Genomic DNA, 24131 nt, shown 5'->3' with positions numbered 1-24131 from the left:
CAGGCGCTCGTCTTCCCGCGCTACCGTGACGCGCGTGGACCTCAACGCGGCGTACGGCTTCCGGATGGACTGGATCGTGAGCTTCGTCGCCGTCGCCCGGTACGGCGGGTTCTCCGCGGCCGGCAAGGCGGTGTACCGCGGTCAGTCGCGGATCAGCGAGCATGTCGCCGAGCTGGAGCGTGCCCTCGGCGTACAGCTCTTCGACCGCACCCATCCAACCAGCCTGACCCCGGAGGGCCGCGCGCTGCTCCCACGGGCCGAGGAGCTCCTGCGCAACCTCCAGAGCCTGAACGGCGGGGGAGAGGTCCGTTTCGGCGCCTACCCGAGCGCGGCCGCCTGGCTGTTCCCCCGAGTCGTACGCCGCCTGCCGGACAGCATCCGGCTCCTGCTGGTCGAGGGACCGAGCATCGACCTGGAGAGCGCACTGCTGCGTGGCGACATCGACCTCGCGATCCGACCGGTGCACCCTCTCGTCACCGATGAGTCCCTCGTCCACGAGGTGCTCTGGCGCGAGCCGCTCACCGCCGTCTTTCCGGCCAACCACCCGCTCGCCGACACGCAGTCCGTGAGCCTCAAGCAGCTCGCTGAGCTCCCGCTGATCTCGATCGGCGAGGCAGACCAGCCGCGGCAGTTCGAGTCCCATCTGGCGTTCGCGTCCGCCGGTCTCAACCCCGAGTCAGCCTTCCGCACCAACCAGCCGCAAACGCTGCTGTCGCTCGTCCGCCACGGTCTCGGCGTTGGCGTGACCAACCAGTTGGCGGTCACGACCGCCAATCTCGACGGCGTGAAGCTCGTGCCGATCCACGACGCCGGTGTGGACCGTCAGGTCGGACTGTTCACCCGCGGCGACCGCGTGCACTCCCCGTCGCTCGACCAGGTGATCGAGGCTGTCCGGGAGGTCAGCGGATGAACTGGTCCACGTAGTCCGCGCCGAGCCCGTTGGCGCCGTAGTGGTCGCGGCAGAGCTGGATCTTGGTGAACGTGTCCTCGTACCCGATCTGGTTGCCGGCCTCGTCGACGTAGATCATCGCGCCGGAGATGTTGAAGAACGTGATCATCTCGGTGCAGTCCTCGGGGACGCGCAGGGTGTGGATCTCGCCCGGCGGTTCGTACACGAACGAGCCGGTGTCGGCGACCCAGTCGTGTTCGTCGTACTGCCATTTGCCCTTGATCACATAGCCGAAGACCGCGCTCGGGTGGCGGTGCCGCGAAACGATGCCGGCGCGGGTGACCTTGAGCAGGTTGCACCACTGGCCGGTAATCGTGTTCAGCATCAACGGCCGGAACCACACGTCCGGCGCCTGCTGCACCCAGAGCCGATCGTCATCGGGCACGGCCTGTACGGCGATCTCCGGCGGGACACCTGCGGATACGGGGATCATCGGGTTCTCCTCACATGCTCAGGTAGCCGCCGTCGACGGGTACGACGGTGCCGGTGACGAAGCCCGCGTCGGGGCCGGACAGGAAGGCGATCACGCCCGCGACCTCGTCCGGCGTACCCCAGCGGGCCATCGGCGTACGGGACAGGATCCGGTCGGAGGCGACCGGGTCGGACTGCAGCGCGGCAGTCAGGTCGGTGGCGATCCAGCCGGGAGCGACGGCGTTCACTCTGATGCCGTCCGGAGCCCATGCGACGGCGAGGGACTTGGTCAGCTGGACGATCCCGCCCTTGGAGGCGCTGTACGCCGGTACGAGCGGACCGCCGAAGTAGCTGAGCATCGAGGCCACGTTGACGATGCAGCCGCTGCTGGCCGCGAGCAGGTCATGTGCGGCCTCTGCGGCTCGCATAGCGCCGGTCAGGTTGATCTCCACGACCTCACGGAACACGTCCGGCTGGTGCTCGTCGCCGCGCCGGATGATGCCGGCTGCGTTCACCAGGACGTCGAGAGCCCCGAGCGAACTGATCAGTCCCTCGAGGTCGCCGGGCTGGCGCAGATCCAGCTCCACCTGGACGGGGTGGGGCGCGCTCGCTTCGGGCGTGTGGGCGTTCAGGCCGGCCGCGATGACGTGCAGACCGTCTGCCGCGAGGCGGCGTGCTGTGGCCGCGCCGATGCCGCTGGTGCCTCCGACGACCAGCGCGGTGCGTGTCATGCCTCGCATCCTGCAGGCTGCTGTGCGGTCCGACAAGCGTGACCCGGACGGCGGATCGAAGTCATCCGCCGTCCGGGTTGCCGCTTGTCAGCTCACGTCGATCCGCTTGTGGTACCGCTGTCCGGCCATGCTGCCGACCAGTGCAGCGAGCAGCGTGATGACGACCGCAGCGATCACCACGACCACTCCGCCTGTCGTGAGCGTGTGGTCATCGATCGGCACCGACGGCAGATCCACCCGGTCCAGTACGTCGTACTGCGAACCGGCCAGCGCCGCCAGCCCTGCCACGACCGCCGTCACGATCACGCCGATCATCCAGACGCCGAACCCCTGCCGGGCGCCGTCGAAGCGGGCCAGCCGTCCGGCGACGTACCCGCCGTTGTAGTAGGCGATCGCCAGGATCACCAGCAGGACAGCCGCGGAGGCGATCCCGATCGTGCCGGCCGAGTTGTTCCAGTCGATCGTGAGCGCGTAGTCGGCCGCGGCCGCGAGCGCCCCGACGATCCCGGTGAGCAGCGCGATCAGCCCGATCGCGACGATCCAGCCGAAGAAGGCCGCGCCGCCCTTGAACCCGCGGTACGACGGATCGACCCGATCCTTCGTCGCCACGGTGGTCCGGTCGACGGTTGTAGTCGTTCGATCGTCGTCGTACTTCTCCGACGGATCGATCCGTGTCTCTTCCTGATGCTGCTGGGTCATAGCAGTTGTCTCCTCACCAGACAGCCCCGTGCAGCCGTCCGGTACCCCGCAGCGAAACCCTCTAGCTCAGCAGTTCGTCGATCCGGTCGTGGTACCGCCGGCCGTTCTTGCCGCCGAGGATCGCCATCAGCAGCGTGAGGACCAGCAGCGCGGCCGCGGCGGCGATGCCGCCGAGCAGGAGCGTGTTGTCGGCCAGCGCCACGTCCGGCCAGTTGATCCGGCCGACCAGGTCGTACTGGTTGTCCAGCACCCAGCCGCCGCCACCCACGATCACACCGACCACCAGCGCAATCATCCACACCCCGAATCCCTGCCGCCCGCCGTCGAAGCGGGCCAGCCGGCCGGCGACGTACCCGCCGGTGTAGAACGCGATCATCAGCATGAAGATCGACACCGCCGCTGCGGTGATCAACGCCGCGCCGGGTTGGGCCTTCGCGTCGCTGGTCGTGTAGTCGAGGACCTCGGCGGTGCCGAGCGCGGCCGCGGACACGGCTGCCAGCAGCAGGACCGACATCGAGATCGCGATCAGCCAGCCGAAGAACGCCGCGCCGAACTTGAACCCGCGGTACGACAGCAGCTCCGGCGCGACGTCGGGCTCCGCGGGAGCCGCGCCCGGCGGCTCCGGGATCGAGATCGTGCTCATCGCCCGGCTCGCCGCAGCCCGGGCTTCCTCGTACCGCTGCGTGGTGGTGTCTTCGCCGACGGGTGTGGCGATCGTGGCGGTGCTGCCCTGGTCGCCCGGGTACTGCTGAGTCATGTCCGCTGGCTCCTCACTGGTCGGCTTCCGCGCGGGTCCCTACCCGTCCGTACGGCGCCTGACACAGCCCGGGAGCGGATTTAACCGGCTCCTGGCGTGGACTCACTCACCGTGCCCGGATAGCGGCGGGGAGTGAAGACCAACGGACCATTGGGGCGGGACACGGTACGGGTCTGCGACGAGCCGATCAGGAGCAGGCACCGCATGTCAACCGTCTGAGCGTCGAGTTCGGCCAGTGTTGTCACGGTGATCGTTTCCTCCGGCCCACCGACGTCCCGGCCGATCACCACCGGCGTACCGGGGGAGCGGTGCTCGAGCAGGAGGTCGCGGGTCGCCGCCACCTGCCAGGTGCGGGACTTCGAGGCGGGGTTGTAGATCGCGATCGCCAGGTCGGCCGTTGCGGCCGCAGTCAGCCGTTGGGCGATGACCTCCCAGGGCTTGAGGCGGTCGGAGAGGGACAGGACGCAGTAGTCGTGCCCGAGCGGCGCCCCGACCCGGCTGGCGACGGCCTGGGCTGCGGTCATGCCGGGCAGCACGCGTACGGCGATATCGGCGTACTCCGGCTCCGACGCGACCTCGGTGACCGCACTGGCCATCGCGAAGACGCCGGGGTCGCCGGACGAGACCACGACAACGTTTGAGCCCTTGCGGGCGAGGTCGAGGGCGAAGGCGGCCCGCTCGGACTCCACGCGGTTGTCGGACCCGTGCTTGCGCTGACGAGCGCGGTCCGGGAGGCGGTCGACGTACGTGGTGTAGCCGATCACGTCGTCGGCACCTGCGATCGCAGCGCGGGCCTCGGGGGTCATCCACTCCGGTCCGGCCGGTCCGAGGCCGACGACGGTGACTGAGCCTTCGGTCGCGGTCCTGGTCTGTGGGGGAGTGAAGGTGTTGTTGATGGGGCTGGGGAGGAGGGCGAGGGAGAAGTACGGGACGTCGTCCGGGTCTACGTCGTTGAGGGGCGCCGTGCGCTGGGCGTCGGTGGTGGCGCGTTCGACGTACCAGGCCTCGTCTGCACGTCCGGCCAGCTCGAAGGCTTCGCGGACGTTGGCGAAGGTGCGTCCTAGCTTCATCACGGCCGCCGCGTCGGTTTCTCTGAGGCGGTCCGCCAGCACATCCGGCGGCAGCGTGCCGGGGAGGACGGTGAGGATCTCGTCGCGCTCACACAGCGGACGTCCCAGTACTGCGGCTGCCGCACTCACCGACGTCACACCCGGGACGACCTCACACGGGTAGCGGTCGGCCAGGCGTTTGTGCATGTGCATGTACGACCCGTAGAACAGCGGATCCCCTTCCGCGAGCACGACGACATCGCGGCCGGCATCGAGGTGCGCTGCGAGCCGGGCGGCACAGTCTTCGTAGAAGTCATCCATCGCGCCCTGATAGCCACCGGGGTGATCGGTCGTCTCAGTCGTGAGCGGATAAACGAGGTGCTCCTCGACCTGGCCGTCGGTGAGGTACGGCGCTGCCACCCCGCGCGCAATGCTCCGCCCGTGCCGCGCACTGTGAAAGGCAATCACGTCGGCGGCCCCGATCAGCCTCGCCGCCTTCACCGTGACCAGCTCAGGATCCCCAGGCCCGAGTCCGACTCCCCACAACCGCCCGGTCATCACTCTTCCTCGCTTGCGATTGCGTTGACGGCGGCGGCGGTGATCGCACTTCCGCCGCGGCGGCCGCGGACGATCAGATACTCGAGGCCGAGCTCGTTCGCCGCGAGCGCGTCCTTCGACTCGGCCGCGCCGATGAAACCGACCGGAATGCCAAGGATCGCCGCCGGCCTCGGTGCGCCGTCGGCAATCCGGTTGAGCAGGTGGAACAACGTCGTCGGAGCGTTGCCGATAGCAACAACCGCCCCGGCCAGGTGGTCATCCCACAGCTCGACCGCGGCGGCACTCCGGGTGGTCTGGTGGTCTTGGGCGAGCCCGACAGTCCGAGGATCCTGCAACGTGCAGATGACCTCGTTCTCCGCCGGCAACCGCCGCCGCGTGATTCCGGCCGCCACCATCTGCGCATCACACAGAATCGGCGCACCACCTTGCAGCGCAGCCCGCGCGCTCTTCACGACGTTGGGCGACCAGGCGAGATCGCCAACCAGGTCAGTCATCCCACAGGCGTGAATCATCCGCACGGCAACCTGCGCCACGTCCGCCGGCAACCCGTCCAGCGCCGCCTCTGCCCGGATCGTCGCAAACGACCGCCGATAGATCTCCGCGCCGTCGCGCACGTACTCGTAGCTCACAGCCGTTCCCCATCCACCAGATACCCATCGCCTACCGCAACCACGTCCACAAACTCGCCAGCAGGCTTCCCGCACCGGCGCTCACACCCAGCCCAATGCACCCGCCGCCCATCCCGCTCGAAGGCGGGCATCAGCCTGGCCGCATCCGCCCGCACATCACCCAACGCCTTCGAACACCCCGGCCTCCCAGCACACGCGGTCACACCCTCCCAAACCGAGCCAGGCGTACTAACCAACCCAACCCCTTCCAGCCCGGAAGCTCCCCCCGGCACCACAACAGACCGCCAAGGCGTAACCCGCACCCCACCCACCGCAGCGGCCAGTACAGCTGCCTGGTCTTGCGTGAGGCTTCCGAGGGGGACGGTTACCACCAGGGCCGAGCCGTGCACACCAGCCGTCACCCGGGTGGTGCTGGTGTCCAGTGGCTCGTCCGCCTGTAGCCCGAGCCGCTCCAGGATCCGCTCCTCGCCACCAGGTACCTCAGCGATCCGCCACTCCTGATCCCGCACCGCCAGGAACGCCTCCGCCGCAGCCAACATCAGCTCCGGCACCTCGCCCCACGACACCCGCACGCCAAGCCTTCCGAGGCTCAGAACAGCACTCCGCTCATCCACCGCACGCACAGCAACATCCGCCCGTACATCCGCCAGATCCCCCCGCCCGTCATCCAGCGCGAACAGAAACCGCCCGGGCAGCTCCGCCAACCCCGGCCGCGCACACAGCCCCCGGTCCAGCGCAGTCGCCACGGGGAGTACGTCGTACCGCGACACCGCATCCAACCCGGACAGCGGCGACGCCAGGATGTTCCGCACCCGCTCGTGCGCCATCGACGGCAACAGCCCCACGCCAAACAACCGATCCGACAACTCCCTCGGCCCTCGCGCGTCCAACCCGCGGATCTGCACGTTCGCACGAGAGGTGAGCTCCAGCCGCCTATCACCCAGCTCAGCGGCAGCAACCCGCAGTACCTCCAGCTGCTCCGCACTCACCACCCCACCCGGCAACCGGACCCGCGCAAGACCGCCGTCCGCCGCCTGGTGCACCGCCAGCACACCAGGGCATCGATCGGTCTCGGTCCGCGCCATGCCCGCGATGCTACGTCCCCGGAACCTCCTGTGTTCTGGACCACAGCAGCACCGCCACCGCCAACACCGCACACCCACCACCAGCCACCATCGCGACGGGTATCGACCACGCGTCCACCACCAGCCCGCCGAGCAGCGCACCGATAGACAACACAGCCTGGTACGACGATGTGAACCACACCGTCGCCGCCTCCCGAGACTCCGGCGTCGCCTGCGCGAACATGCTCATCGAGCAGACCGGGATCCCGCCGTACCCCAGCCCCCAGACCACGAGCAGCACAAGCGCACCCGCCGCCGTGTGACCCGCCAGCGGCAGCAGCAGCGTCGCAGCTGCAATCAGCCCTGCGCAGGTGGCGAACGTCGCCCTCAGGTTCCGCGCCGCCGCCGTACCAGCGATCACGTTGCCCACCAGACCCGCAGCTCCGTAGACCAGCAAGAACAATCCGATCAGCTCCGGCCGTACGACGTCGCGCAGGAACGGCGTGACATACGTATAGGTCGCGAACTGCGCCGTGACAATCAGACAGGTCACAACGAGCGCATTCCGACTCCCACGGAGCGCATCACGCAGTACCGCGGCCCGCGTGACCTGCAACGGCGGCAGCGGAGGCACCGTGGTCCGCAGTACCGCCAGGGCCACTAAAGCTAGTACTCCGAGCGCAGCAAACGACGTACGCCAGCCAGCAAACTCACCCACAAACGTGCCAGCCGGTACGCCGAGCACCGACCCGAGCGGCACCGCCGAGAAGATGACAGCCGTCGCCCGTGGTGCCCACCGCTCCGGGACCAGCCTCCCAGCCAGGCCGGCACCGATCGACCAGAAGCCGCCGATGGTCAGTCCGACGAGGAATCTGGCGACCAGCTCGAGCCAGAAGACCGGTGCGGTCGCCGCGATAAGTCCTGCGATCGCCAGCAGCACCATGAGCACGCAGAGCATCAGGCGGCGGTCCAGCCGAGCCGTCGCGACGGTGACGACCGGTGCGGCCACAGCCGCGACCAGTCCGGGCATTGTCATCAGCCAACCGGTGCGCCCGGGCGTGAGCGCGAAGTCCGTGCCGATCGGTGTGAGGAGGCCGATCGGCAGGATCTCCGTGGTCACGATCGCAAAGATCCCGAGCGTCACCGCGACGACTCCGAGCCACCGGACAGTCGGCGTACGGGTTTCCAGAAGAGTCATAGTGTCGAGCGAACTAGTTGCAATAACGCCAGGCTCGCGGTTTTGCGACACCGCGGTGGTCGGCGAGCAAGCCGTCGCATTTCCGCGATTGTCGGTGCCGGGTGGGAGGGTGCGGCGCATGGTGCTGAGAGACCGGCCGTGGCCGGATGACGACCTGACACTCGCGCAGTCGGTGATCGGGTACTTCGAGTTCATCCACACCACCGCGGTGAACAAACTCGACGGGCTGGACGAGCAGCAGGCACGCGCGACGCCGCTCGCCACATCGCCGGTGATGAATCCGCTCGGGCTGATCAAGCACCTGACCGCGGTACAACGGCAGCACATCCAGCGGACCATCGGCGGGCAGGACCTGCCGTCGTTGTGGCGTTCGGACGACCATGACTACGAGTTCCGGATCGGGCCGGACGAGACGGTCGCCTCGGTCGTGGCGGCGTACGACGCGGAGTGGGAGCGGTCGCAGCAGACGCTGCGTGAGGTGGACTGGAGCGGGTTCATCGACGGGTATCGCGGACCGATCCGGGTCGAGCGGCTGCTGCTCGACGTACTGCAGGAGTCGGCCCGGCACCTCGGCCACCTCGACGTGATCCGCGAGCTGATCGACGGCGCCCGCGGAGAATGATCTAACTCCGGATCATCTGCGGACAGACGATCCCGCGCTACTCTCGAAGGTATGGCGCAGCTTCCGGAACGTACCGTGCCCGACCTGACCGGCTACCTCACCCACGCCGGCCATGTCCTGGAGACCCAGCTGTCCGCGGCGCTGGCGGAAATCGGCCTGACGCTGCGGATGCAGTGCGTACTGCGGCACGCGCTCGAGGCGGAACGCACCCAGATCCAGATCGCCGAGCTCGCCTACATGGACAAGACCACGATGGTCGTCACCGTCGACGCCCTCGAGGAGGCCGGCTACGCCGAACGTAAACCCGCCGCCACCGACCGCCGCGCCCGCATCATCGCCGTCACCGACGCCGGCGCCAAAATCGCCGCCGAAGGCCAGAAAATCGTCGACCGAGTCCACGCCGACGCCCTCAACGCCCTCGCCACCCCCCAACGCAAACCCTTCGTCGACGCAATCACCACCCTCGTAGACGGCCCCCTCTCCACCCCCACCACAGCCCAACCCGTACGCCGCTCCCGCCAACGCACCAGCTGAAAGAAGAACACCCCCGCGGTGCTACGCGCGACTCCTTCGTCGCCGTGCTACGCGCCGCACCCGCCCACCCCCGGGCTCATCGCCCGGAGCATCCCTTCCGGCTATCGCCGGGTTCTTCCGGCTGTCGCCGGACCTGCGGGCTATCGCCCGGACCCGTGCGCGCTGCCGCGCGTTCGACTGCCCCGTGGTGCGGCTGGTTCGTATCTGGCGAGGTGACTGCGGCTGGCCTGCGCTGCGACGCCATGCCATCTGACGACCGTCGTCGTCAGCTCACTCGCCCTTGTAGCAAAGGCAGAACGGGTGGCCGGCAGGGTCGGCATACACGGGGCAGCTGCCGCCCTGCGGGGGCAGCCGTGTCCCTCCGAACTCGAGGGCGATGCGTTCCTTCTCGGTCCGGTCATCGAAGCCGATGTCGAAGTGCATCTGTGGCGGGTAGTCGGGGTCGGGCCACCGTGGCGGTTGGTAGTCGGGAACGCGCTGCAGGGCGAGCATCGGCAGCCTGTCGTCGTCGCGGGCGATCACGATCCGGTCGGGTGAGTTTTCGACCGTACGGGGCATCTCCAGCACAGCGCCCCAGAACCGCGCCAGCGGTGCTGGATCGGCGCAGTCGATCACCACGCGAACGAGCGTGCCGAGCCGGTCCGTGGGCTCGGCGAGGCCGGAGTACAGACAGAACGGATGGCCCACCGGATCGGCATACACGCGCCAGCCGGGGAAGTCCTCTAGCTTCGTCGCGCCGTGCTCCCGGACGGCCTGCTCAGCTGCCTCCAGGTCGGCGACCTGCACATCGATGTGAATCTGCGTCGGCTTCGCCGGGTCGCGCCAGCGTGGAGGGCGCATCGGCCCCTCGCCTGGCCCGATCCGTCCATCGGTGAGCATTGAGTAGAACGCTCGCAGCTCGTCCTCACGTTCCTCGGGGCAGCCCACGACGACCCAGAATCGCCCGTCCTGCTCGTCCGCGTCGACTGACGTACCGACGACCTTGCCGACCTCGTCGAGCACCACGCTCGCGAACGCCTGTCCACGGTTGCCGACCAGAACGACGCGAACCATGCGGTCGTTGACCTGCCGCGCACTACCCACCGTCCGATCCGAACCCGCGAGCTCCTCCACCCTTGGCTGCCACGCCTCGCCAATCCACGGACCTGGATTCCAACCCTGCAGACCGCTAACCGCGTTGGCCGCCGGCACGTCCGCTCGCTCCAACGCGTCGACCCAACGACAAGCAACTTCGACGAGATCTCGAGGCATCTCGGTAGTCTCACGCCGCCGAGCCACCCGATCAAGCCACGTCCAGGCGCCGCGGCGTCAGCCGGGCAGATGCTCCGTCAGCTCTTGCCAGGACAGTTTGGTGTCCTCGGAATGGGGGTGGGGTTCGCGGAAGAGGTGGACGTCGGAGGCGATCTCGTCCAGGGACCACCAGACGTCGAAGAGCTCTAGGGCCTCTCGTCGTGGGGTGAATGGGCCGGCCTGTGACTGGTAGGCCGGGAGTACGTCGATGGAGCCGTCGAGGATGGCGGCCAGGTCGCGTTCGCGGGGTGCGAGGCGGGCGGTTTCCCAGTCGACCAGGCGCATGCCGTTGGTGGTGCGGAGGACGTTTGCGCTGTGGGGTTCGCCGTGGGTTATGACCCAGGGGTCGTCTGATGCCTCTAGTTGGCGGACTAGTGCGTCGTAGTGTTTCAGCTTGTTGTGCACGTAGTCGTGGGCGGCGGCCAGGCGGAGACGGGTCGGTTCCGCGTACGGACCGGTGGACCAAGGTCGGTCGAGGTCCGCGAGCGCGGCCAGGAGATTGTCGCGGTCCGGTATCGCGAAGTCCCAACGCTGCAAGGCTTCTGGAGGCGGAGCTGCGTGTAGGCGGCCGAGGATCTGTGCGATCTGCTCTCGTTCTGCCGGGTCGTCCCAGGCGCCGTCAGGTGTGCTCCATCCCTGCAGATACGGCAGGACTGTGAATGCCCAGCCAGCGATCGATTCGTGAACAAGGTTGCCGGTGCGATCAGGTAGCGGAGGTACGACGAACTCGTAGCCGTGGCTGGCTAGCTCGTGGGCGGTTTGCATGGCGGCGGTGATCGCCCGCCTGCCGTTCGTGGCGACTCGATCTGCGGTCACGAACCACTGCGGTCCCTTGCCTGTGGACGCGATCCAGTGGTAGCTGCCGAATCCCACGGGAGCATAGGACACGGCGGCGACGTCGAAACCCCAATGTCCATTGAGGATTCCAGCCACCAGCTCGCACGAGATCTCTGCCGGCTCATCCCTCACCCTGTGACCCTAATCGTCGGGTGCGTATGGGTCAGGTGGTTTTCGACGGCGACGGGATGCGCTTGTGTGGACGGGCCTGTTGCAGTCACCTCGCCAGGTACGAGCAGGCCGGACCACGGGGGCGGTCGATCGCGCGGTAGCGCGCACGGGTGCGGGCGGTAGCCCGCAGGTCCGGCGGCAGCCGGAAGGTCCCGGCGATAGCCGGAAGGGATGCTCCGGGCGATGAGCCCGGGGGTGGGCGGGTGCGGCGCGTAGCCCGGCGACGAAGGAGCCGCGCGTAGCACCGCGATGGGCTCGATCTTCACCTGATCAGAAGTTCATCTGATAAGAGATCGTCTATTACAGGACTATCTGTTATGGTCGTTCTGAGCGATCAAACTGAGGAGAAGGCCTGTGAGTGTGGACGTGGTGGTGGAGGCGGCGCGGGGGCGGGGTAAGGCGCTTGTCGTGCTGTGTGTGATGCAGTTGATGATCATTCTCGACGGGACTGTGGTGACGGTTGCGTTGCCGACGATTCAGGGGGATCTGGGGTTTTCGCAGGCGGGTCTGGCGTGGGTGATGAACTCGTATCTGATCGCGTTCGCCGGCCTCCTCCTGCTCGCCGGCCGCATAGGCGACCTGATCGGGAGCAAGCGGATCTTCCTAGCAGGCCTCGGCTTGTTCACCGTGGCCTCGCTCCTGTGTGGCCTGGCGGCCGACAAGGAGGTGCTGATCGCAGGCCGGTTCCTCCAGGGCGTAGGTGGCGCGCTGGCCTCCGCGGTGATTCTCGGGATGATCGTCAACCTGTTCCCCAAGCCGGGCGAGCAGGCGCGTGCCATGGGCGTCTACAGCTTCACCGCCGCGAGCGGTGCCTCGATAGGTCTGATTCTCGGTGGTGTGATCACGCAGACCATCGGCTGGCACTGGGCGTTCCTGATCAACGTCCCGATCGGAGCAATCGCCCTGGCGTTCGCAGTACGGCTGCTGGCACACCAGCCAGGACTCGGTCTCGCAAAGGGCGCCGACGTACTAGGTGCTGTGCTGGTGACCGCAGGACTCTCACTAGGCGTCTACACGATCGTCCAGACCGCAGAGCCCACGGCCACCCTGACCCGCACGCTCCTACAGGCCGCTGCGTCGATAGCACTCCTGGCAGCGTTCGTAGTACGCCAAGCGCGCATCAAGAACCCACTGCTTGCCCTGCGCATCTTCCGGCGCCGTCAGCTCAGCGTGGCCAACGTAGTCGTCGTCCTGCTCTTCGCGGCCGGATTCGGCTTCCAATTCACCACTGCGCTGTACGTGCAGCGCGTTCTCGGCTATGACTCCCTCACCACCGGACTAGCGTTCCTTCCAGCGCCACTCATGAACGCACTCATGTCGCTGTCGATCGCCCCACGCCTCACCGTCCGCTTCGGCCCCCGCAAGATGCTGATCGCCGGACTGGTCGTGTTCCTCCTGGCCCTGCTGTGGATCAGTCAGGCACCGGTCGACGGCTCGTACGTCGTCAACGTAGGCCCGGTGCTCGCAGTCATGGGCGCGGGCATCGGAGTAGCCATCCCGGCCGCGATCATGCTCGCCATGTCCGGCGCCGACCCCAGCGACGCCGGACTCGCCTCGGGCCTCAACAACACCGCGCAACAGGCAGGCGCGGCGATCGGCACCGCAGTGCTCGCCACGCTCGCAGCATCGACCACCGCGCACAGAGCGACCGAAGGCACCCTGAAAGCGCTCAGGGACGGGTACGGCGCAGCATGGCTCGCGGCAGCCGGATTCGTGTTCGCCGCGGTGGTCCTGTCGATCAGCCTGCTCCGCGAACGACACACCTGACGGCTACTCTTTCGGCCGTGAGTATGACGAGAGACCCCGACCGGCTGGTCCTGTTCACCGACGCGGTGGTCGCGATCGCCATCACGCTGCTGGTGCTGCCACTGGTCGACCTGGTGCCGGAGGTGAGGGCGGAGGGCGGCGACGCGGTCAATGTGGTCACCGACCACTGGCAGGAGATCTTCACGTTCTTGCTGAGCTTCGTCGTGATCGCCAACTTCTGGCTGGGGCATCACCGGCTGTTCGAACACGTTCGCGCGTACACGACCCCGATGATCCGCCTGAACCTGCTCTGGCTGCTGATGATCGTCGTCCTGCCGTTCCCGACCGAGATCATCGGGGCCTTCCCGAGCAACCGGTTCACCGCCGGGTTCTACACCGGCACGATCCTGGCGCTGAGCATCTGCCAGTCGGCGATCGCCTGGATGATCCACGGGCACAAGGAGCTCGAGAACCCGGACAATCCGGTCAGCAGAGAGGGCCTGGTCGGCTCCCTGATCCTGACCGGGTTGACCGTGGTCGCCTTCCTGCTGGCGGCCTTCGTTCCCGGAGTGAACTTCTACGCGTTGCTCCTCCTGCTCCTGTCGCCGATCCTCATGCCGATCTGGCGGAGAACGTCAGCCAAGGTGTGACCAGAACCCGCACTGGTGCTCGGTGCTCAGGTTGACCTGCTGGATGCCGGTCTGGTCCTTCGGCGCGAGTGAGAGGCCCTTGACCTCTCGTACGCCGGTCGGCGACCATTGCGGTCGATCCGGACCGTTCGGGTTGCCGGTCCGGGCGAACGCCGTCCAGTAGTCGATCATCTGGTTCGACAGCGTCTGCTGTGCCGCCGACATCGGGAAGTCGTACCCGCCGAGCCGGAACAGGTACGGCAGCTCCATGGCGTGTGCCGCACCCAGTCCGGGCGAGGCGATCGGAGAGTGCTTGTCTGCGAACTCGTACGCGTACACCGGTACCTTCCCGGCCGCCTGCTGGTCCGAAGCGACCTGTGTGCACGACCAGATCCGGTCCGTGGTGACAGCGCCCCACGCCGCAGCGGGGGAGTCGTACCGAGCCTGCGGGTAATGCTGCAGTACCTGCGGAGCCTTCTCGGCGCCGACCATGTTCTTGACCAGTTGCGGGTAGTCCTTGATGTCGCCGAAGGCAGCCAGCCAGCCGTTCGCCTCGTCGTGGTTGTTGCCGGAGATGATCGGCACCCGGTGGAACAGTCCGGCCTTCAACGCACGCGCAGGTGACAGCGGTACGACGGCGGTCCCGCCGTACCCGATCTGGGTGAAGTTGAGAGTTTCGTCGACCAGTACGTCGGACTTCGCGGCGCGGAGGCAGTCGAGCATGGACTGGCCGGGCTTGCACCCGAGCTTGTCCTTGTTGTCGGCGGCCCACTCCTTGCCGTTGGCCTGCACCGTGCTGGCGGGAATCCAGGGCGAGTCCGCGGCCTGACCGGGGTACTGGCTGTTGGCGGCCCAGTTGAACTCGCACGAGCCGCTCTGCATGATCGCCTTCGAGAACAGACCGGTGGACGTGGGAGACGTCAGCTGGGCGCAGACGCTCATGCCGCCGGCGGACTCACCCGCGACCGTCACGTTGCGCGGATCGCCGCCGAACGCGCGGGCGTTGCGCTGCACCCAGCGCAGCGCGGCCTGCTGGTCCTGGATGCCATAGGTGCCGGATCCTGGCAGACCCGGGTACCCGAAGAAGCCGAAGATGCCGAGCCGGTAGTTGACCGTCACGACGACCACGTCGCCGCGGGCGGCGAACTTCGACGCCTCGTAGCTGTTGCCGGCGCCGGAGAAGAACCCGCCGCCGGGGATCCACACCACGACGGCGCGCGGCTTCGGGGAGGGCTTGGTCGGGGTGGTGACGTTCAGGTAGAGGCAGTCCTCGGTGGACGACCCGTCCGGCGCCTCGGAGTTCGCCTGCTGTGGGCAGACGTTGCCGAGCTTCGACTCACGTACGCCGGTCCACGGCTTGGCCGGCGCAGGCGCCTTCCAGCGCAGCGGGCCGACCGGGGGAGCGGCGTACGGGATGCCGTCGAAGACCCTTGCGTCCCCGACCGTCTTGCTCGCAACCAGTCCGCCATCAGTTCGTACGACATCCTGCTGGGCCGCGTCGCTCGGCCCGGCCAGGCCCACCAACAGGCCCGCCGGCGCCAAGGCGGCCGTCATGATCACCAAGAGTTTCTTCTTCATGCCTGCAGCGTGGTCGAGCCGCCGGCATCCCCGCGTCGACCCGAAGGCCAAACCGCCTACACCTTTGGTATAGGTCGGCGCCCCCTCCCACCCGCCGCCGAAGGCGGCGTTCTTTTACCTAGCTCGCCGCAGCAGGTATGTGTCCATGATCCAGCCCTTACGATCCCGGGCCTCGGCGCGCACCTTCTCGATCTCGCTCGCGACCTCGCGCAGCGGTCCGGAGATGAGAATCTCGTCAGGCGTGCCGAGATACGCGCCCCAATAGATGTCAGCGTCGAGATACTCGGTGAACGCCGTCTGCGCGTCGAGCATCACGACCACGTCGTCCACACCCTCCGGCCAACAGGCGGCGAGCCGTCGGCCGGTGGTGATCTGGATCGGCCGACCCACCTGGTTCAGCCCGACCTTGTGCCGTGCGGCCAGCGTCGACACGCTGCTGATCCCCGGAATCACCTCGACCGCGAATGCGAGCTCACCCCGCGCCAGGATGTCGTCCAGAATCGCCAGCGTGCTGTCGTACAGCGAGGGATCACCCCAGACCAGAAACGCCCCCACCTGGTCCTCGCCCAGCTCGGACGCGATCATCTCCGTGCACACATCGGCCCGGCGCCGTCGCCAGTCGTCGACGGCCTCGACGTACGCCGAAGCCGTGCGATCCCGCTCCGGGTCCCGGCCGACGACGACCCGGTAATCCTTCGACGTCGCGTACCGGCGCAGGATCTCGGACCGCAGGTCGACCAGCTCCTGCTTCACCTCGCCCTTGTCCAGCACGAAGAACACATCGACCCGGTTCAGCGCCGACACGCCCTGCATCGTCACCTGCTCCGGATCGCCCGCCCCGACGCCGATGACCAGAATCTCCCGCATGCCGGGCAGCCTAACTACTCCCGCCATTCCCTTTCGAAGGGGAGGCGCCAGGCACGCGGTGCGATCAGCTGGTGGATCGCATTCGGGCCCCAGGTTCCCGGCTGGTACGGCTTGACCGGCGGCGGGTCTTCAAGCAGATGAGAGGAACGATCCCAGAGCGACTCGATGCCCTCCGCGGTCGTGAACAGCGTGTGGTCGCCGCGCATCGCGTCCAGGATCAAACGCTCGTACGCCTCGAGTACGTCGCCGGCGCTCTCCGTCTCCTGGGTGGAGAACTGCATCGACAGCTTCTCCAGCCGCATCCCCGGCCCGGGGCGCTTGCCGTAGAACGACAGCGATACCCGGGACGAGTCGGCCAGGTCGAAGGTCAGGTGGTCCGGGCCCTCCGAGCCGACACCCGAGCCGGACGGAAACATCGTCTTCGGCGCCTCCTTGAAGGCGATCGAGATGATCCGCTGGCCCTCGGCCATCTTCTTGCCGGTGCGCAGGAAGAACGGCGTACCGGCCCAGCGCCAGTTGTCGATCTCGACCCGCAGCGCGATGAACGTCTCGGTGTCGGAGTCCGGCGCGACACCCTCCTCGTTGCGGTAGCCGGAGTACTGACCGCGGACCACGTCGGTCGGGCTGATCGGCAGCATCGACCGGAAGACCTTGTTCTTCTCCTCCGAGATCGCCCGCGGCTCCAATGCGGTCGGCGGCTCCATCGCGACGAACGACATCACCTGCATCAGGTGCGTGACGACCATGTCCTTGAACGCGCCGGTCGGCTCGTAGAAGGTGGCGCGCTGGTCCAGCCCGAGGGACTCCGGGATGTCGATCTGCACGTGGTCGATGAAGTTCCGGTTCCAGATCGGCTCGAACAGGCCGTTCGCGAACCGGAACGCGAGGATGTTCAGCGCCGCTTCCTTGCCGAGGAAGTGGTCGATCCGGAAGATCTGCGACTCGTCGAACGTCTCGTGGACGAAGTCGTTGAGCTTGATCGCGCTGGCCAGGTCGTCACCGAACGGCTTCTCCATCACCACCCGGGCCCGGTCGACCAGGTCCGCGTCGCGCAGCATCGCGATCACCGACTGGGCCGCCTTCGGGGGCACCGACAGGTAGTGCAGCCGCCGTACGTCGGGGCCGAGATGGCCCTCGGCCGCCTTCACCGCGGTCGCCAGCGCCTCGGGGCCGGCCGTCACCGGCACGTAGTCGAGCGTCTCGGAGAACTGTGACCACTGCTCGTCGGTCAGCTTGTGCATGCCGAACATCTCGACGGCCTCCCGGGCGCGGGCCCGGAACTCCTCCGAGGTCAGCTCCTCGGTCGCCGTACCGATGATGCGTACGTCGGGCGTGAACCGGGACTGCTGCAGATAGGCCAGCCCGGGCAGCAGCTTGCGCTTGGCCAGGTCACCGGTCGCCCCGAACAGCACGATCACATGCGGCGCGAGCGGATCCGGATCCCGCCGCGAAGGCCGCGATCCCGGTGCCGGATAGGCAATGGTCTGGATACGGTCAGGCATTCAGTCCTCCCGAGGACGCCACCGGAGCCAACACACCCCGCAGTCTAGGCACTCAACTGTGAACTAACGGTGTACGTCGACCTGAACGGCTAGGCGGTCTGCCAGAGACCGAGGACATTGCCTTCGGGGTCCTTGAAGTACGCCGCGTAACCCATGTCGCCGACCGGGAGCTTCTCGCCGACGCGTTCGCCGCCGAGGCTCTCGATGGTCTTCCAGGCGGCGTCGATGTCGGGGACGTCGACGGTCAGGATCGGGCGGGTCAGCTCGCCGGTGCGCTGGTACATACCGCCGTTGATGAACCCGGGCTCGGCCGGCATCGACTGCTCGTTCACCGGTCCGGTCGACACCATCGTGTAGTTCATCTCGGGCATTTCCATCAGGTTCCACCCGAATGCCTCGCGGTAGAACGCCCGCGCTCGCTCGCCGTCGTCGTACGGCACCTCGAAATGCACGATCCGTCCGGTCATCGCATGCCCTCCCGCCTGAAGTTCCCTTGCTGTCGACGCTAGACCTGCGACGATGGCTGGGTGAAGTACCTGCTGATGATCTGTGGAGACGCCTCCGCGACCGAGTACGCCGACGCCGGGTGCGGCGGTTGGACGGAGGAGATGGAGGCCCGGGGCGTGGTGGCAGGCGGCGCGGGGCTTAGGCCGCCGCATGAGGCGACCACGGTGCGGGTGCGTGACGACGAGCTTCTGCTCACCGACGGGCCGTTCGCGGAGACGAAGGAGCAGATCGGCGGTTTCGTGCTGATCGACTGCGCCGACCTGGACGAGGCGATCGAGATCGCGTCCAAACACCCTGCGGCCGGCTACGGCACGATCGAGATCCGTCCGGTGCTGGAGCCGCCGGTGTGACGTTGGAGGACATCTACCGGCAGGAGTGGGGCCAGGTTGTCGCCACCCTGATCCGGGTGACCGGCGACTGGGAGCTGGCGGAGGAGTGCGCCCAGGAGGCGTTCGCAGCGGCGCTGCAGCGGTGGCCGGTCGACGGCGTACCGGACCGGCCCGGTGCCTGGCTGACCACGACCGCACGCAACCGTGCGATCGACTGGATACGCCGTGAGTCAGTGGGTGCCGCCAAGCTGCGTGAGGTCGCGGCCATCGCGTACGACGCGGATCCGCCGTACGACGTACCGGACGACAGGCTGCGGCTGATGTTCACCTGCTGCCACCCCGCACTGGCTATGGAGGCGCGGGTCGCGTTGACGCTGCGCACACTGGCCGGTCTGAGTACTGCGGAGATCGCGCGGGCGTTCCTGGTCCCGGAAACGACCATGTCCAAGCGACTGACCCGCGCCAAGCAGAAGATCCAGCACGCCGGCATCCCGTACCGCGTCCCGCCGGCGCATCTGCTCCCGCAGCGGACGCCCGCCGTACTCGCGGTTCTGTATCTGCTCTTCAACGAGGGGTACTCCGACGTCGTCCGAACCAATCTGAGCGGTGAAGCGATCAGACTGGCCAGACTGCTCGTCCAGCTGATGCCATCGGAGCACGAGGCTGCAGGACTCCTCGCTCTGATGCTGCTGCATGACGCGCGACGAGACACGCGGCTTGCTGAGGACGGCGCGCTCATCACCCTCGATGACCAGGACCGCACCCGCTGGGACCACAGCCAGATCAAGGAGGGCGTCGACCTGCTGGACTCCGCACTCGACCGTGGAGCTCCAGGCCCGTACCAGGTCCAGGCCGCCATCGCCGCCTGCCACGCGACTGCCCACACCGCAGCCGACACAGACTGGCCCCAGATCGCCGCCCTGTACGCCCAGCTCCCACAGACTCCGGTCGTCACCCTCAACCGCGCAGTAGCCATCGGCATGGCAGACGGCCCAGCCGTAGGCCTACGCCTAGTCGAGGAGCTCGCCGAAGGCCCGCTGGCCGGCTACCACCTCCTCCCAGCCACCCGCGCCGACTTCCTCCGCCGCCTGGAACGCTGGCCGGAGGCGAAGACGGCGTACGAAGAGGCCCTCGAACTCGCGACCACGGACGCGGAGCGGCTGTATCTGCAGAAAAGATTGCGAGAGGTGTCTGTGCGGACCTGAGACGTTCGTCGGTGGGGTATGACGGATATCAGAACTGCGGTCGCGGCCGAGCGCACCGAGCTGGCGGAGGTGCTGGCCGGGCTGCCGGAGGACGACTGGGACAGGTCCACGCTGTGCAAGGAGTGGCGGGTGCGCGAGCTGGTTGCCCACATCACCATGCCGTACCGCATCTCGATGCCACGGTTCCTCGCCGGGATGATCCGAGCCGGCGGCAAGTTCGACCGGTACGCCGATCGCCAGGCCCGCGCCGACGCTAGTCAGCTGTCATCGGCAGAGCTGGTCGATTGCCTGCGCCAGAACGTCAACCACCCGTGGAAGCCACCAGGCGGGGGCTACGTGGGCGCCCTGTCCCACGACGTCATCCACGGCCTCGACGTGACCGTTGCACTAGGCATCGATCGCCAGGTCCCCGCGGAGCGACTGCACTACATTCTCGACGACATGAACCCACGCCAGGTCAAGTACTTCGGCGTCGACCTCACCGGCATCCAACTGCAGGCCACCGACCTCGACTGGACCTACGGCACCGGCACACCGCTCACCGGCGCCGCCCAGGACCTCCTGCTGGTGCTCTGCGGCCGTACCCTCCCACCGAACCACTTGTCCGGCTCCGACGCCGCCCGATTCACCGCAGGAGTAACCCGATGATCATCAGCCTCCCGATCGAGGACCGGCCCCGCTCGTACGCCTTCTACCAGGAGGCACTCGGCCTGACACCAGTAGGTGAGCTGGACGAGGACGGCATCCCCGAGCCCCTGCAGTTCGCCCTGGCGGACGGCGTACGCCTGATGCTCATCCCGACCGGTGGGTTCGGCTGGGTCCTCGGCGACCAACCCGCCGCTCCGCGCGGGCAGAGCGAGTGCATCCTCACCGTGAGCGTCGACACCGAGGAGGCCGTCGACGCGCTGGCCGCTCAGGCACTGAAGGCCGGCGCCACGATGGTCACCGAACCAGTCCGCCAACCGTGGGCGTACATGGCGACGTTCACCGACCCAGACGGGCATCTCTGGATGGCCGAAGCACACTGGGAGCTGCCGTAGGCCGGATGCGTCTTGCTCGCAGCGCCTGGAGCCGTCGACTGAGCCAGGACTGCCGACCGGACCGCGCCGAACGGGCGAGGCGATGCTGCTCGGCCTGCCGCAGCAGCTCGTTCTGATGGGCTTCGGCGAGTGCCTTGCCGATGTAGGGATGCATGAGTTCCTCCGTAACTGACTGGAGCGACGACCGCTCCTTCGAATGAGCGTCAGGCAGAGGCACAGCGGTGCGAATCGGCATCCGATGCCTATCTCGGCGGGCGATCCACCTACCTTTCGTAGGGCGTCACCCATTCCCGGGCAGGCTGTTTACGGTGGTCTGAACCGGTCCCACACTGGCCTCATGCTCTTGCTCGAGCGCGACAGCGCTCTGGAGGCGTTGTCGCAGTACGCGGCACAGGCCCGGGCCGGCGAGGGACGGGTGGTACTCATCTCGGGCGAGGCCGGCGCCGGGAAGACCGCCTTGCTGGAGCAGCTTCGGGAGAACCTGGACGAGGTCAGCTGGGTCGGCGGGACCTGTGACGGCCTGATCACTCCCCGGCCGCTCGGCCCGTTGTTCGAGATCGCCGAGCAGCTGGGCGGTGAACTGCTCGAGGCGTGCAACCGCGACGCGGGGCGCGACGAGCTGTTCGCCGTACTGCTGCGTCGTCTGTCCGCTCCGGGTACGCCGGTCGTCGTCGCGATCGAGGATCTGCACTGGGCGGACGAATCCACGCTCGACCTGGTGCGGTTCCTCGGCCGACGCATCCGTACGACGCGATCGTTGCTGCTCGTCACCTTTCGCGACGACGCGATCCGGTCCGACGAGGCGCTGCGCATCGCCCTGGGCGGGCTCGCCGCCGAACGCGCGACGCGTCGGGTGACCGTGCCCGCATTGTCGGCGGGGGCGGTCGCGACGCTTGCCGCCGGCTCCGGGCTTGCGGCCGAGGACGTCTACCGGCTGAGCGGCGGGAACGCGTTCTTCGTCCAGGAGATCGTGCAGTCCGCGAGCGAGTTGCCCGCCTCCGCGCGGGACGCCGTACTGGCTCGGGTCGCGCGGCTGAGCGAGTCGGCGCGGGCTGTGCTCGATGTCGTCGCCGTCGCTGGATACCGCGTTGATGTGGGTCTGCTCGAGTCGTTGGACACTCCGGTTCGCGATCTCGACGAGCTTGTCGTGGTCGGTGCGCTGGTCAGCGAGTCGCGATCGCTGCGGTTCCGGCACGAGCTCAACCGGCGGGCCGTCGAGAGCGAGATCCCGGTGTATCGCAAGGCGGCGATCCACGCGCTGCTCCTCGCCGCTTTGGAGCGCGCAGGCGCCGACGAGGCCGTGCTGGCCTCTCACGCAGACGGTGCGGGAGACCGGGACGCCGTACTGCGCTATGCACCGGCAGCGGGGGAGCGGGCCGCTGAGCTGGGCGCACACCGGGAAGCCGTCGAGCACTTCCAGGCAGCGTTGCGTTTCGCCGACCAGGTCGAGCCGCGAACGGCGGCCGACCTGTACTCCCGGCTGGCCACCGAGGCGTCGGTGGTCGAACGCTGGGAGCTCGCACTCGACGCCGGCCAGCGAGCGCTGGACCTCTGGACCGCGATCGCCGATCCACCCCGCCAGAGCGATGCGATGCGCGCGTTGTCCGCGACCATGTGGCGCCTGTGCCGCGGACCGGAATCGATGCAGCTCGCCGTCGCGGCTGTTGAAGTCGGTACGACGCCTGAGCGTGCCTACGCGCATCTGGCGCAGCTGCAGAGCCACTACGGCGAGATCGAGGCAGCCACGGCGTTGCTCCGCCAGGCGGGAGACCTCCGAGACCTCCGCAGCGAAGTCGCGAACACCGCAGCAGTGGTCGCGTGGATGTCCGGCGCGGACTGGATGCCTTTGATGACCAGCGCACTGGAGATCGCGATCGACCAGGGATCCCGCGAGCAGACCGCCCGTGCCTACGCGAACCTGAGTACCGCGCTCTGCGACTTCGGCCGCTACGCCGAAGCGGAGTCGTACTACGCGCAGGGCGCCGCCTTCTGCGAGGAGACCGGCATGATCCGGCTCGGGCTCTCGCTGCGCGCAACCTTGGGCGAGATCCTGCTCGGAGTCGGCCGATGGGACGAGGCCGTCGACGTGTGCCGGGAGGTTCTCGCGAGCGGCGCATCGCCGCTCAACCGGCTCTCGGCTGCGATCGTGCTCGGCCGGATCCTGGCCCGACGCGGCGACGGCGACCCGTGGCCGTACCTGGACGAAGCGGTGACCAGCGCCGACGCGACCGGGCGTCCCGACCTCATCGGCCTGACCCGCTGCGCGCGGGCGGAGGCACACTGGCTGGCCGGAAATCCTGACAAGGCGCTGGAGGACATCGCCGTCGGAAGCAACCACATCGACCGCGCCCACGATTGGATCCAGGGCCAGCTCGCGACCTGGCAGGCGCGTCTCGACGTCACCGTCACGCCGACCAGGCTCCCGGAGCCCCACGCACGCTTGATCAGCGGGGACTTCGAAAGAGCCGCCGAACTCTGGGACGGCATCGGCAGCTCGTACGACGCGGCGCTGGCCCTCCTCGATTCCGGTTCAGAGCAAGGGATGCGGGAAGCCCTGAGCCGCTTCGACACCGGCGGGGCGCCCGCCGCCGCGATGCTGACCCGTCGACGGATGCGCCGGCTCGGCCTGCGCGGCATCCCTTCCGGCGCCCATCAGTCCACCCGCTCCGACGCAGCCGGCATGACCCGCCGCGAGCGCGAGGTGATGACGCTGGTCGCGGCCGGCCAGTCGAACGCGACCATCTCCGCGCAACTGGTGATCTCCCCGCGCACCGTCGAGCACCATGTCGCAGCCGTCCTCGCCAAGCTCGGCGTCGGATCGCGAACGCTGGTCGAAGCCGAGGCGCGCCGCCGCGGCCTGCTCGAAAACTAGGTCGCCACCCGTAGAACCTGGGCAGTCACTACCGATCTCTCGACCACAGGCGTCGCCCTACGTTCGTTGCGGAAACGAATCAACGAACGGAAGAGAGCGAATCATGCCGCTGTACATGGACATCCACCACCTCACCGACGGCGTCTCGGCCGAGGACGTCGCCAAGGCGCACGCCGCCGATCTGCAGACCGAAGCCGGGTACGAGGTGAGTTACCTGCGGTACTGGGTGAACGAGCCGCACGGCAAGGTGTTCTGCCTGGTCGAGGCCCCGTCGGCCGAGGCGGCGTCGACGGTGCACCGCGAAGCGCACGGTCTGGTCGCGGACGAGATCTTCCAGGTCCAGGAAGGTGCCTGACG

25 protein-coding genes are annotated in these 24131 nt (G+C 67.9%); 11 read left to right on the top strand and 14 right to left on the bottom strand.

The genetic code is table 11. The annotated features are described in order from the left end of the window. Nucleotides 1-34: 34 nt before the first annotated feature. Complete coding sequence (locus ACFWUU_RS36800; protein WP_380182789.1) at nt 35-910, top strand: LysR family transcriptional regulator; 876 nt, start codon at nt 35-37, stop codon at nt 908-910. Here ACFWUU_RS36800 and ACFWUU_RS36795 read toward each other — a convergent pair. From ACFWUU_RS36795 to ACFWUU_RS36760, 8 genes are all read right to left on the bottom strand, one after another. After that, nucleotides 900-1382: a 2,4'-dihydroxyacetophenone dioxygenase family protein gene (locus ACFWUU_RS36795; RefSeq protein WP_137259558.1), complete on the bottom strand. Its 483-nt coding sequence runs from the start codon at nt 1380-1382 to the stop codon at nt 900-902. The genes ACFWUU_RS36800 and ACFWUU_RS36795 overlap by 11 nt on opposite strands. Nucleotides 1383-1392: 10 nt before the next feature. Next, a complete protein-coding gene (locus ACFWUU_RS36790) occupies nt 1393-2091 on the bottom strand; it encodes an SDR family NAD(P)-dependent oxidoreductase (RefSeq protein ID WP_380182787.1) in 699 nt (232 codons plus the stop codon). Between the two features lie 87 nt (nt 2092-2178). Then, entirely contained in the window at nt 2179-2790 is a 612-nt protein-coding gene (locus tag ACFWUU_RS36785; protein WP_202878058.1) for a hypothetical protein, read from the bottom strand. 61 nt (nt 2791-2851) lie between these two features. Continuing rightward, nucleotides 2852-3547: a hypothetical protein gene (locus ACFWUU_RS36780; RefSeq protein ID WP_137259556.1), complete on the bottom strand. Its 696-nt coding sequence runs from the start codon at nt 3545-3547 to the stop codon at nt 2852-2854. A gap of 80 nt (nt 3548-3627) precedes the next feature. Then, complete coding sequence (locus tag ACFWUU_RS36775) at nt 3628-5154, bottom strand: precorrin-2 C(20)-methyltransferase (protein ID WP_380182785.1); 1527 nt, start codon at nt 5152-5154, stop codon at nt 3628-3630. Continuing rightward, on the bottom strand, nt 5154-5783 hold the full coding sequence (locus ACFWUU_RS36770; protein WP_380182783.1) for a precorrin-8X methylmutase: 630 nt from the start codon (nt 5781-5783) through the stop codon (nt 5154-5156). The genes ACFWUU_RS36775 and ACFWUU_RS36770 overlap by 1 nt, the downstream gene beginning before the upstream one ends. Next, nucleotides 5780-6868: a precorrin-3B synthase gene (locus tag ACFWUU_RS36765; RefSeq protein WP_380182781.1), complete on the bottom strand. Its 1089-nt coding sequence runs from the start codon at nt 6866-6868 to the stop codon at nt 5780-5782. Before ACFWUU_RS36765 ends, ACFWUU_RS36770 begins: the two co-directional genes overlap by 4 nt. 10 nt (nt 6869-6878) lie before the next feature. After that, a complete protein-coding gene (locus tag ACFWUU_RS36760; RefSeq protein WP_380182779.1) occupies nt 6879-8045 on the bottom strand; it encodes an MFS transporter in 1167 nt (388 codons plus the stop codon). A 118-nt stretch (nt 8046-8163) separates the two neighbouring features. Between ACFWUU_RS36760 and ACFWUU_RS36755 the strand changes: the two genes are divergently transcribed. Beyond that, on the top strand, nt 8164-8667 hold the full coding sequence (locus ACFWUU_RS36755; protein ID WP_380182777.1) for a DinB family protein: 504 nt from the start codon (nt 8164-8166) through the stop codon (nt 8665-8667). Nucleotides 8668-8718: 51 nt separating this feature from the next. Then, nucleotides 8719-9201 (top strand): MarR family winged helix-turn-helix transcriptional regulator, encoded by a 483-nt coding sequence (locus ACFWUU_RS36750; protein WP_380182775.1) that lies wholly within the window; start codon nt 8719-8721, stop codon nt 9199-9201. 270 nt (nt 9202-9471) lie between these two features. Here the strand turns inward: ACFWUU_RS36750 and ACFWUU_RS36745 are convergent, their stop codons facing one another. Next, entirely contained in the window at nt 9472-10392 is a 921-nt protein-coding gene (locus tag ACFWUU_RS36745) for a VOC family protein (protein ID WP_380182773.1), read from the bottom strand. Nucleotides 10393-10509: 117 nt separating this feature from the next. After that, nucleotides 10510-11460 (bottom strand): phosphotransferase enzyme family protein, encoded by a 951-nt coding sequence (locus ACFWUU_RS36740; RefSeq protein WP_380182772.1) that lies wholly within the window; start codon nt 11458-11460, stop codon nt 10510-10512. Between the two features lie 393 nt (nt 11461-11853). Here ACFWUU_RS36740 and ACFWUU_RS36735 point away from each other — a divergent pair, with 393 nt between their 5' ends. Continuing rightward, entirely contained in the window at nt 11854-13266 is a 1413-nt protein-coding gene (locus ACFWUU_RS36735) for an MFS transporter (protein WP_380182770.1), read from the top strand. Nucleotides 13267-13289: 23 nt separating this feature from the next. Continuing rightward, a complete protein-coding gene (locus ACFWUU_RS36730) occupies nt 13290-13895 on the top strand; it encodes a TMEM175 family protein (RefSeq protein ID WP_380182906.1) in 606 nt (201 codons plus the stop codon). On the opposite strand, the gene ACFWUU_RS36725 is transcribed toward ACFWUU_RS36730, so the two are convergent. The 4 genes from ACFWUU_RS36725 to ACFWUU_RS36710 form a co-directional block, all read right to left on the bottom strand. After that, nucleotides 13881-15452 (bottom strand): carboxylesterase/lipase family protein, encoded by a 1572-nt coding sequence (locus ACFWUU_RS36725; protein ID WP_380182768.1) that lies wholly within the window; start codon nt 15450-15452, stop codon nt 13881-13883. The two genes, ACFWUU_RS36730 and ACFWUU_RS36725, sit on opposite strands and share 15 nt — an antisense overlap. A gap of 114 nt (nt 15453-15566) precedes the next feature. Further along, nucleotides 15567-16319, bottom strand: a complete 753-nt coding sequence (gene cobF, locus ACFWUU_RS36720) for a precorrin-6A synthase (deacetylating) (RefSeq protein WP_380182766.1) — start codon at nt 16317-16319, stop codon at nt 15567-15569. A gap of 14 nt (nt 16320-16333) precedes the next feature. After that, the gene (gene zwf / locus ACFWUU_RS36715) at nt 16334-17821 is read right to left on the bottom strand and encodes a glucose-6-phosphate dehydrogenase (RefSeq protein WP_380182764.1); all 1488 of its coding nucleotides are present in this window, start codon (nt 17819-17821) and stop codon (nt 16334-16336) included. Nucleotides 17822-17910: 89 nt separating this feature from the next. After that, nucleotides 17911-18288, bottom strand: a complete 378-nt coding sequence (locus ACFWUU_RS36710) for a VOC family protein (RefSeq protein ID WP_137259542.1) — start codon at nt 18286-18288, stop codon at nt 17911-17913. Nucleotides 18289-18348: 60 nt separating this feature from the next. Here ACFWUU_RS36710 and ACFWUU_RS36705 point away from each other — a divergent pair, with 60 nt between their 5' ends. From ACFWUU_RS36705 to ACFWUU_RS36680, 6 genes are all read left to right on the top strand, one after another. Continuing rightward, nucleotides 18349-18678: a YciI family protein gene (locus ACFWUU_RS36705; protein ID WP_137259541.1), complete on the top strand. Its 330-nt coding sequence runs from the start codon at nt 18349-18351 to the stop codon at nt 18676-18678. Next, the gene (locus ACFWUU_RS36700) at nt 18675-19862 is read left to right on the top strand and encodes an RNA polymerase sigma factor (protein ID WP_380182762.1); all 1188 of its coding nucleotides are present in this window, start codon (nt 18675-18677) and stop codon (nt 19860-19862) included. Before ACFWUU_RS36705 ends, ACFWUU_RS36700 begins: the two co-directional genes overlap by 4 nt. Before the next feature lie 18 nt (nt 19863-19880). After that, on the top strand, nt 19881-20510 hold the full coding sequence (locus tag ACFWUU_RS36695) for a maleylpyruvate isomerase family mycothiol-dependent enzyme (RefSeq protein ID WP_380182760.1): 630 nt from the start codon (nt 19881-19883) through the stop codon (nt 20508-20510). Further along, nucleotides 20507-20902 (top strand): VOC family protein, encoded by a 396-nt coding sequence (locus ACFWUU_RS36690; protein ID WP_380182758.1) that lies wholly within the window; start codon nt 20507-20509, stop codon nt 20900-20902. The genes ACFWUU_RS36695 and ACFWUU_RS36690 overlap by 4 nt, the downstream gene beginning before the upstream one ends. A gap of 337 nt (nt 20903-21239) precedes the next feature. Continuing rightward, a complete protein-coding gene (locus ACFWUU_RS36685) occupies nt 21240-23774 on the top strand; it encodes an ATP-binding protein (protein WP_380182756.1) in 2535 nt (844 codons plus the stop codon). Between the two features lie 103 nt (nt 23775-23877). Next, nucleotides 23878-24129: a DUF4242 domain-containing protein gene (locus tag ACFWUU_RS36680; protein ID WP_380182754.1), complete on the top strand. Its 252-nt coding sequence runs from the start codon at nt 23878-23880 to the stop codon at nt 24127-24129. The last annotated feature ends 2 nt before the right edge of the window (nt 24130-24131 follow it).

Source organism: Kribbella sp. NPDC058693, from assembly GCF_042715335.1.
In the GTDB taxonomy this organism is placed as follows: Bacteria; Actinomycetota; Actinomycetes; order Propionibacteriales; family Kribbellaceae; genus Kribbella; species Kribbella jiaozuonensis.
The sequence above is the reverse complement of the archived record's forward strand: the minus strand, read 5'-3'. Positions and strand labels throughout refer to the sequence as shown.

Excerpts from the sequence above, each read along its gene's own strand:
- ACFWUU_RS36795 (WP_137259558.1), bottom strand. The coding sequence starts at position 1,382 with ATGATCCCCGTATCCGCAGGTGTCCCGCCGGAGATCGCCGTACAGGCC.
- ACFWUU_RS36790 (WP_380182787.1), bottom strand. The coding sequence starts at position 2,091 with ATGACACGCACCGCGCTGGTCGTCGGAGGCACCAGCGGCATCGGCGCG.
- ACFWUU_RS36785 (WP_202878058.1), bottom strand. The coding sequence starts at position 2,790 with ATGACCCAGCAGCATCAGGAAGAGACACGGATCGATCCGTCGGAGAAG.
- ACFWUU_RS36780 (WP_137259556.1), bottom strand. The coding sequence starts at position 3,547 with ATGACTCAGCAGTACCCGGGCGACCAGGGCAGCACCGCCACGATCGCC.
- ACFWUU_RS36775 (WP_380182785.1), bottom strand. The coding sequence starts at position 5,154 with ATGACCGGGCGGTTGTGGGGAGTCGGACTCGGGCCTGGGGATCCTGAG.
- ACFWUU_RS36765 (WP_380182781.1), bottom strand. The coding sequence starts at position 6,868 with ATGGCGCGGACCGAGACCGATCGATGCCCTGGTGTGCTGGCGGTGCAC.
- ACFWUU_RS36760 (WP_380182779.1), bottom strand. The coding sequence starts at position 8,045 with ATGACTCTTCTGGAAACCCGTACGCCGACTGTCCGGTGGCTCGGAGTC.
- ACFWUU_RS36755 (WP_380182777.1), top strand. The coding sequence starts at position 8,164 with ATGGTGCTGAGAGACCGGCCGTGGCCGGATGACGACCTGACACTCGCG.
- ACFWUU_RS36750 (WP_380182775.1), top strand. The coding sequence starts at position 8,719 with ATGGCGCAGCTTCCGGAACGTACCGTGCCCGACCTGACCGGCTACCTC.
- ACFWUU_RS36730 (WP_380182906.1), top strand. The coding sequence starts at position 13,290 with ATGACGAGAGACCCCGACCGGCTGGTCCTGTTCACCGACGCGGTGGTC.
- ACFWUU_RS36725 (WP_380182768.1), bottom strand. The coding sequence starts at position 15,452 with ATGAAGAAGAAACTCTTGGTGATCATGACGGCCGCCTTGGCGCCGGCG.
- cobF (WP_380182766.1), bottom strand. The coding sequence starts at position 16,319 with ATGCGGGAGATTCTGGTCATCGGCGTCGGGGCGGGCGATCCGGAGCAG.
- zwf (WP_380182764.1), bottom strand. The coding sequence starts at position 17,821 with ATGCCTGACCGTATCCAGACCATTGCCTATCCGGCACCGGGATCGCGG.
- ACFWUU_RS36710 (WP_137259542.1), bottom strand. The coding sequence starts at position 18,288 with ATGACCGGACGGATCGTGCATTTCGAGGTGCCGTACGACGACGGCGAG.
- ACFWUU_RS36695 (WP_380182760.1), top strand. The coding sequence starts at position 19,881 with ATGACGGATATCAGAACTGCGGTCGCGGCCGAGCGCACCGAGCTGGCG.
- ACFWUU_RS36690 (WP_380182758.1), top strand. The coding sequence starts at position 20,507 with ATGATCATCAGCCTCCCGATCGAGGACCGGCCCCGCTCGTACGCCTTC.
- ACFWUU_RS36685 (WP_380182756.1), top strand. The coding sequence starts at position 21,240 with ATGCTCTTGCTCGAGCGCGACAGCGCTCTGGAGGCGTTGTCGCAGTAC.
- ACFWUU_RS36680 (WP_380182754.1), top strand. The coding sequence starts at position 23,878 with ATGCCGCTGTACATGGACATCCACCACCTCACCGACGGCGTCTCGGCC.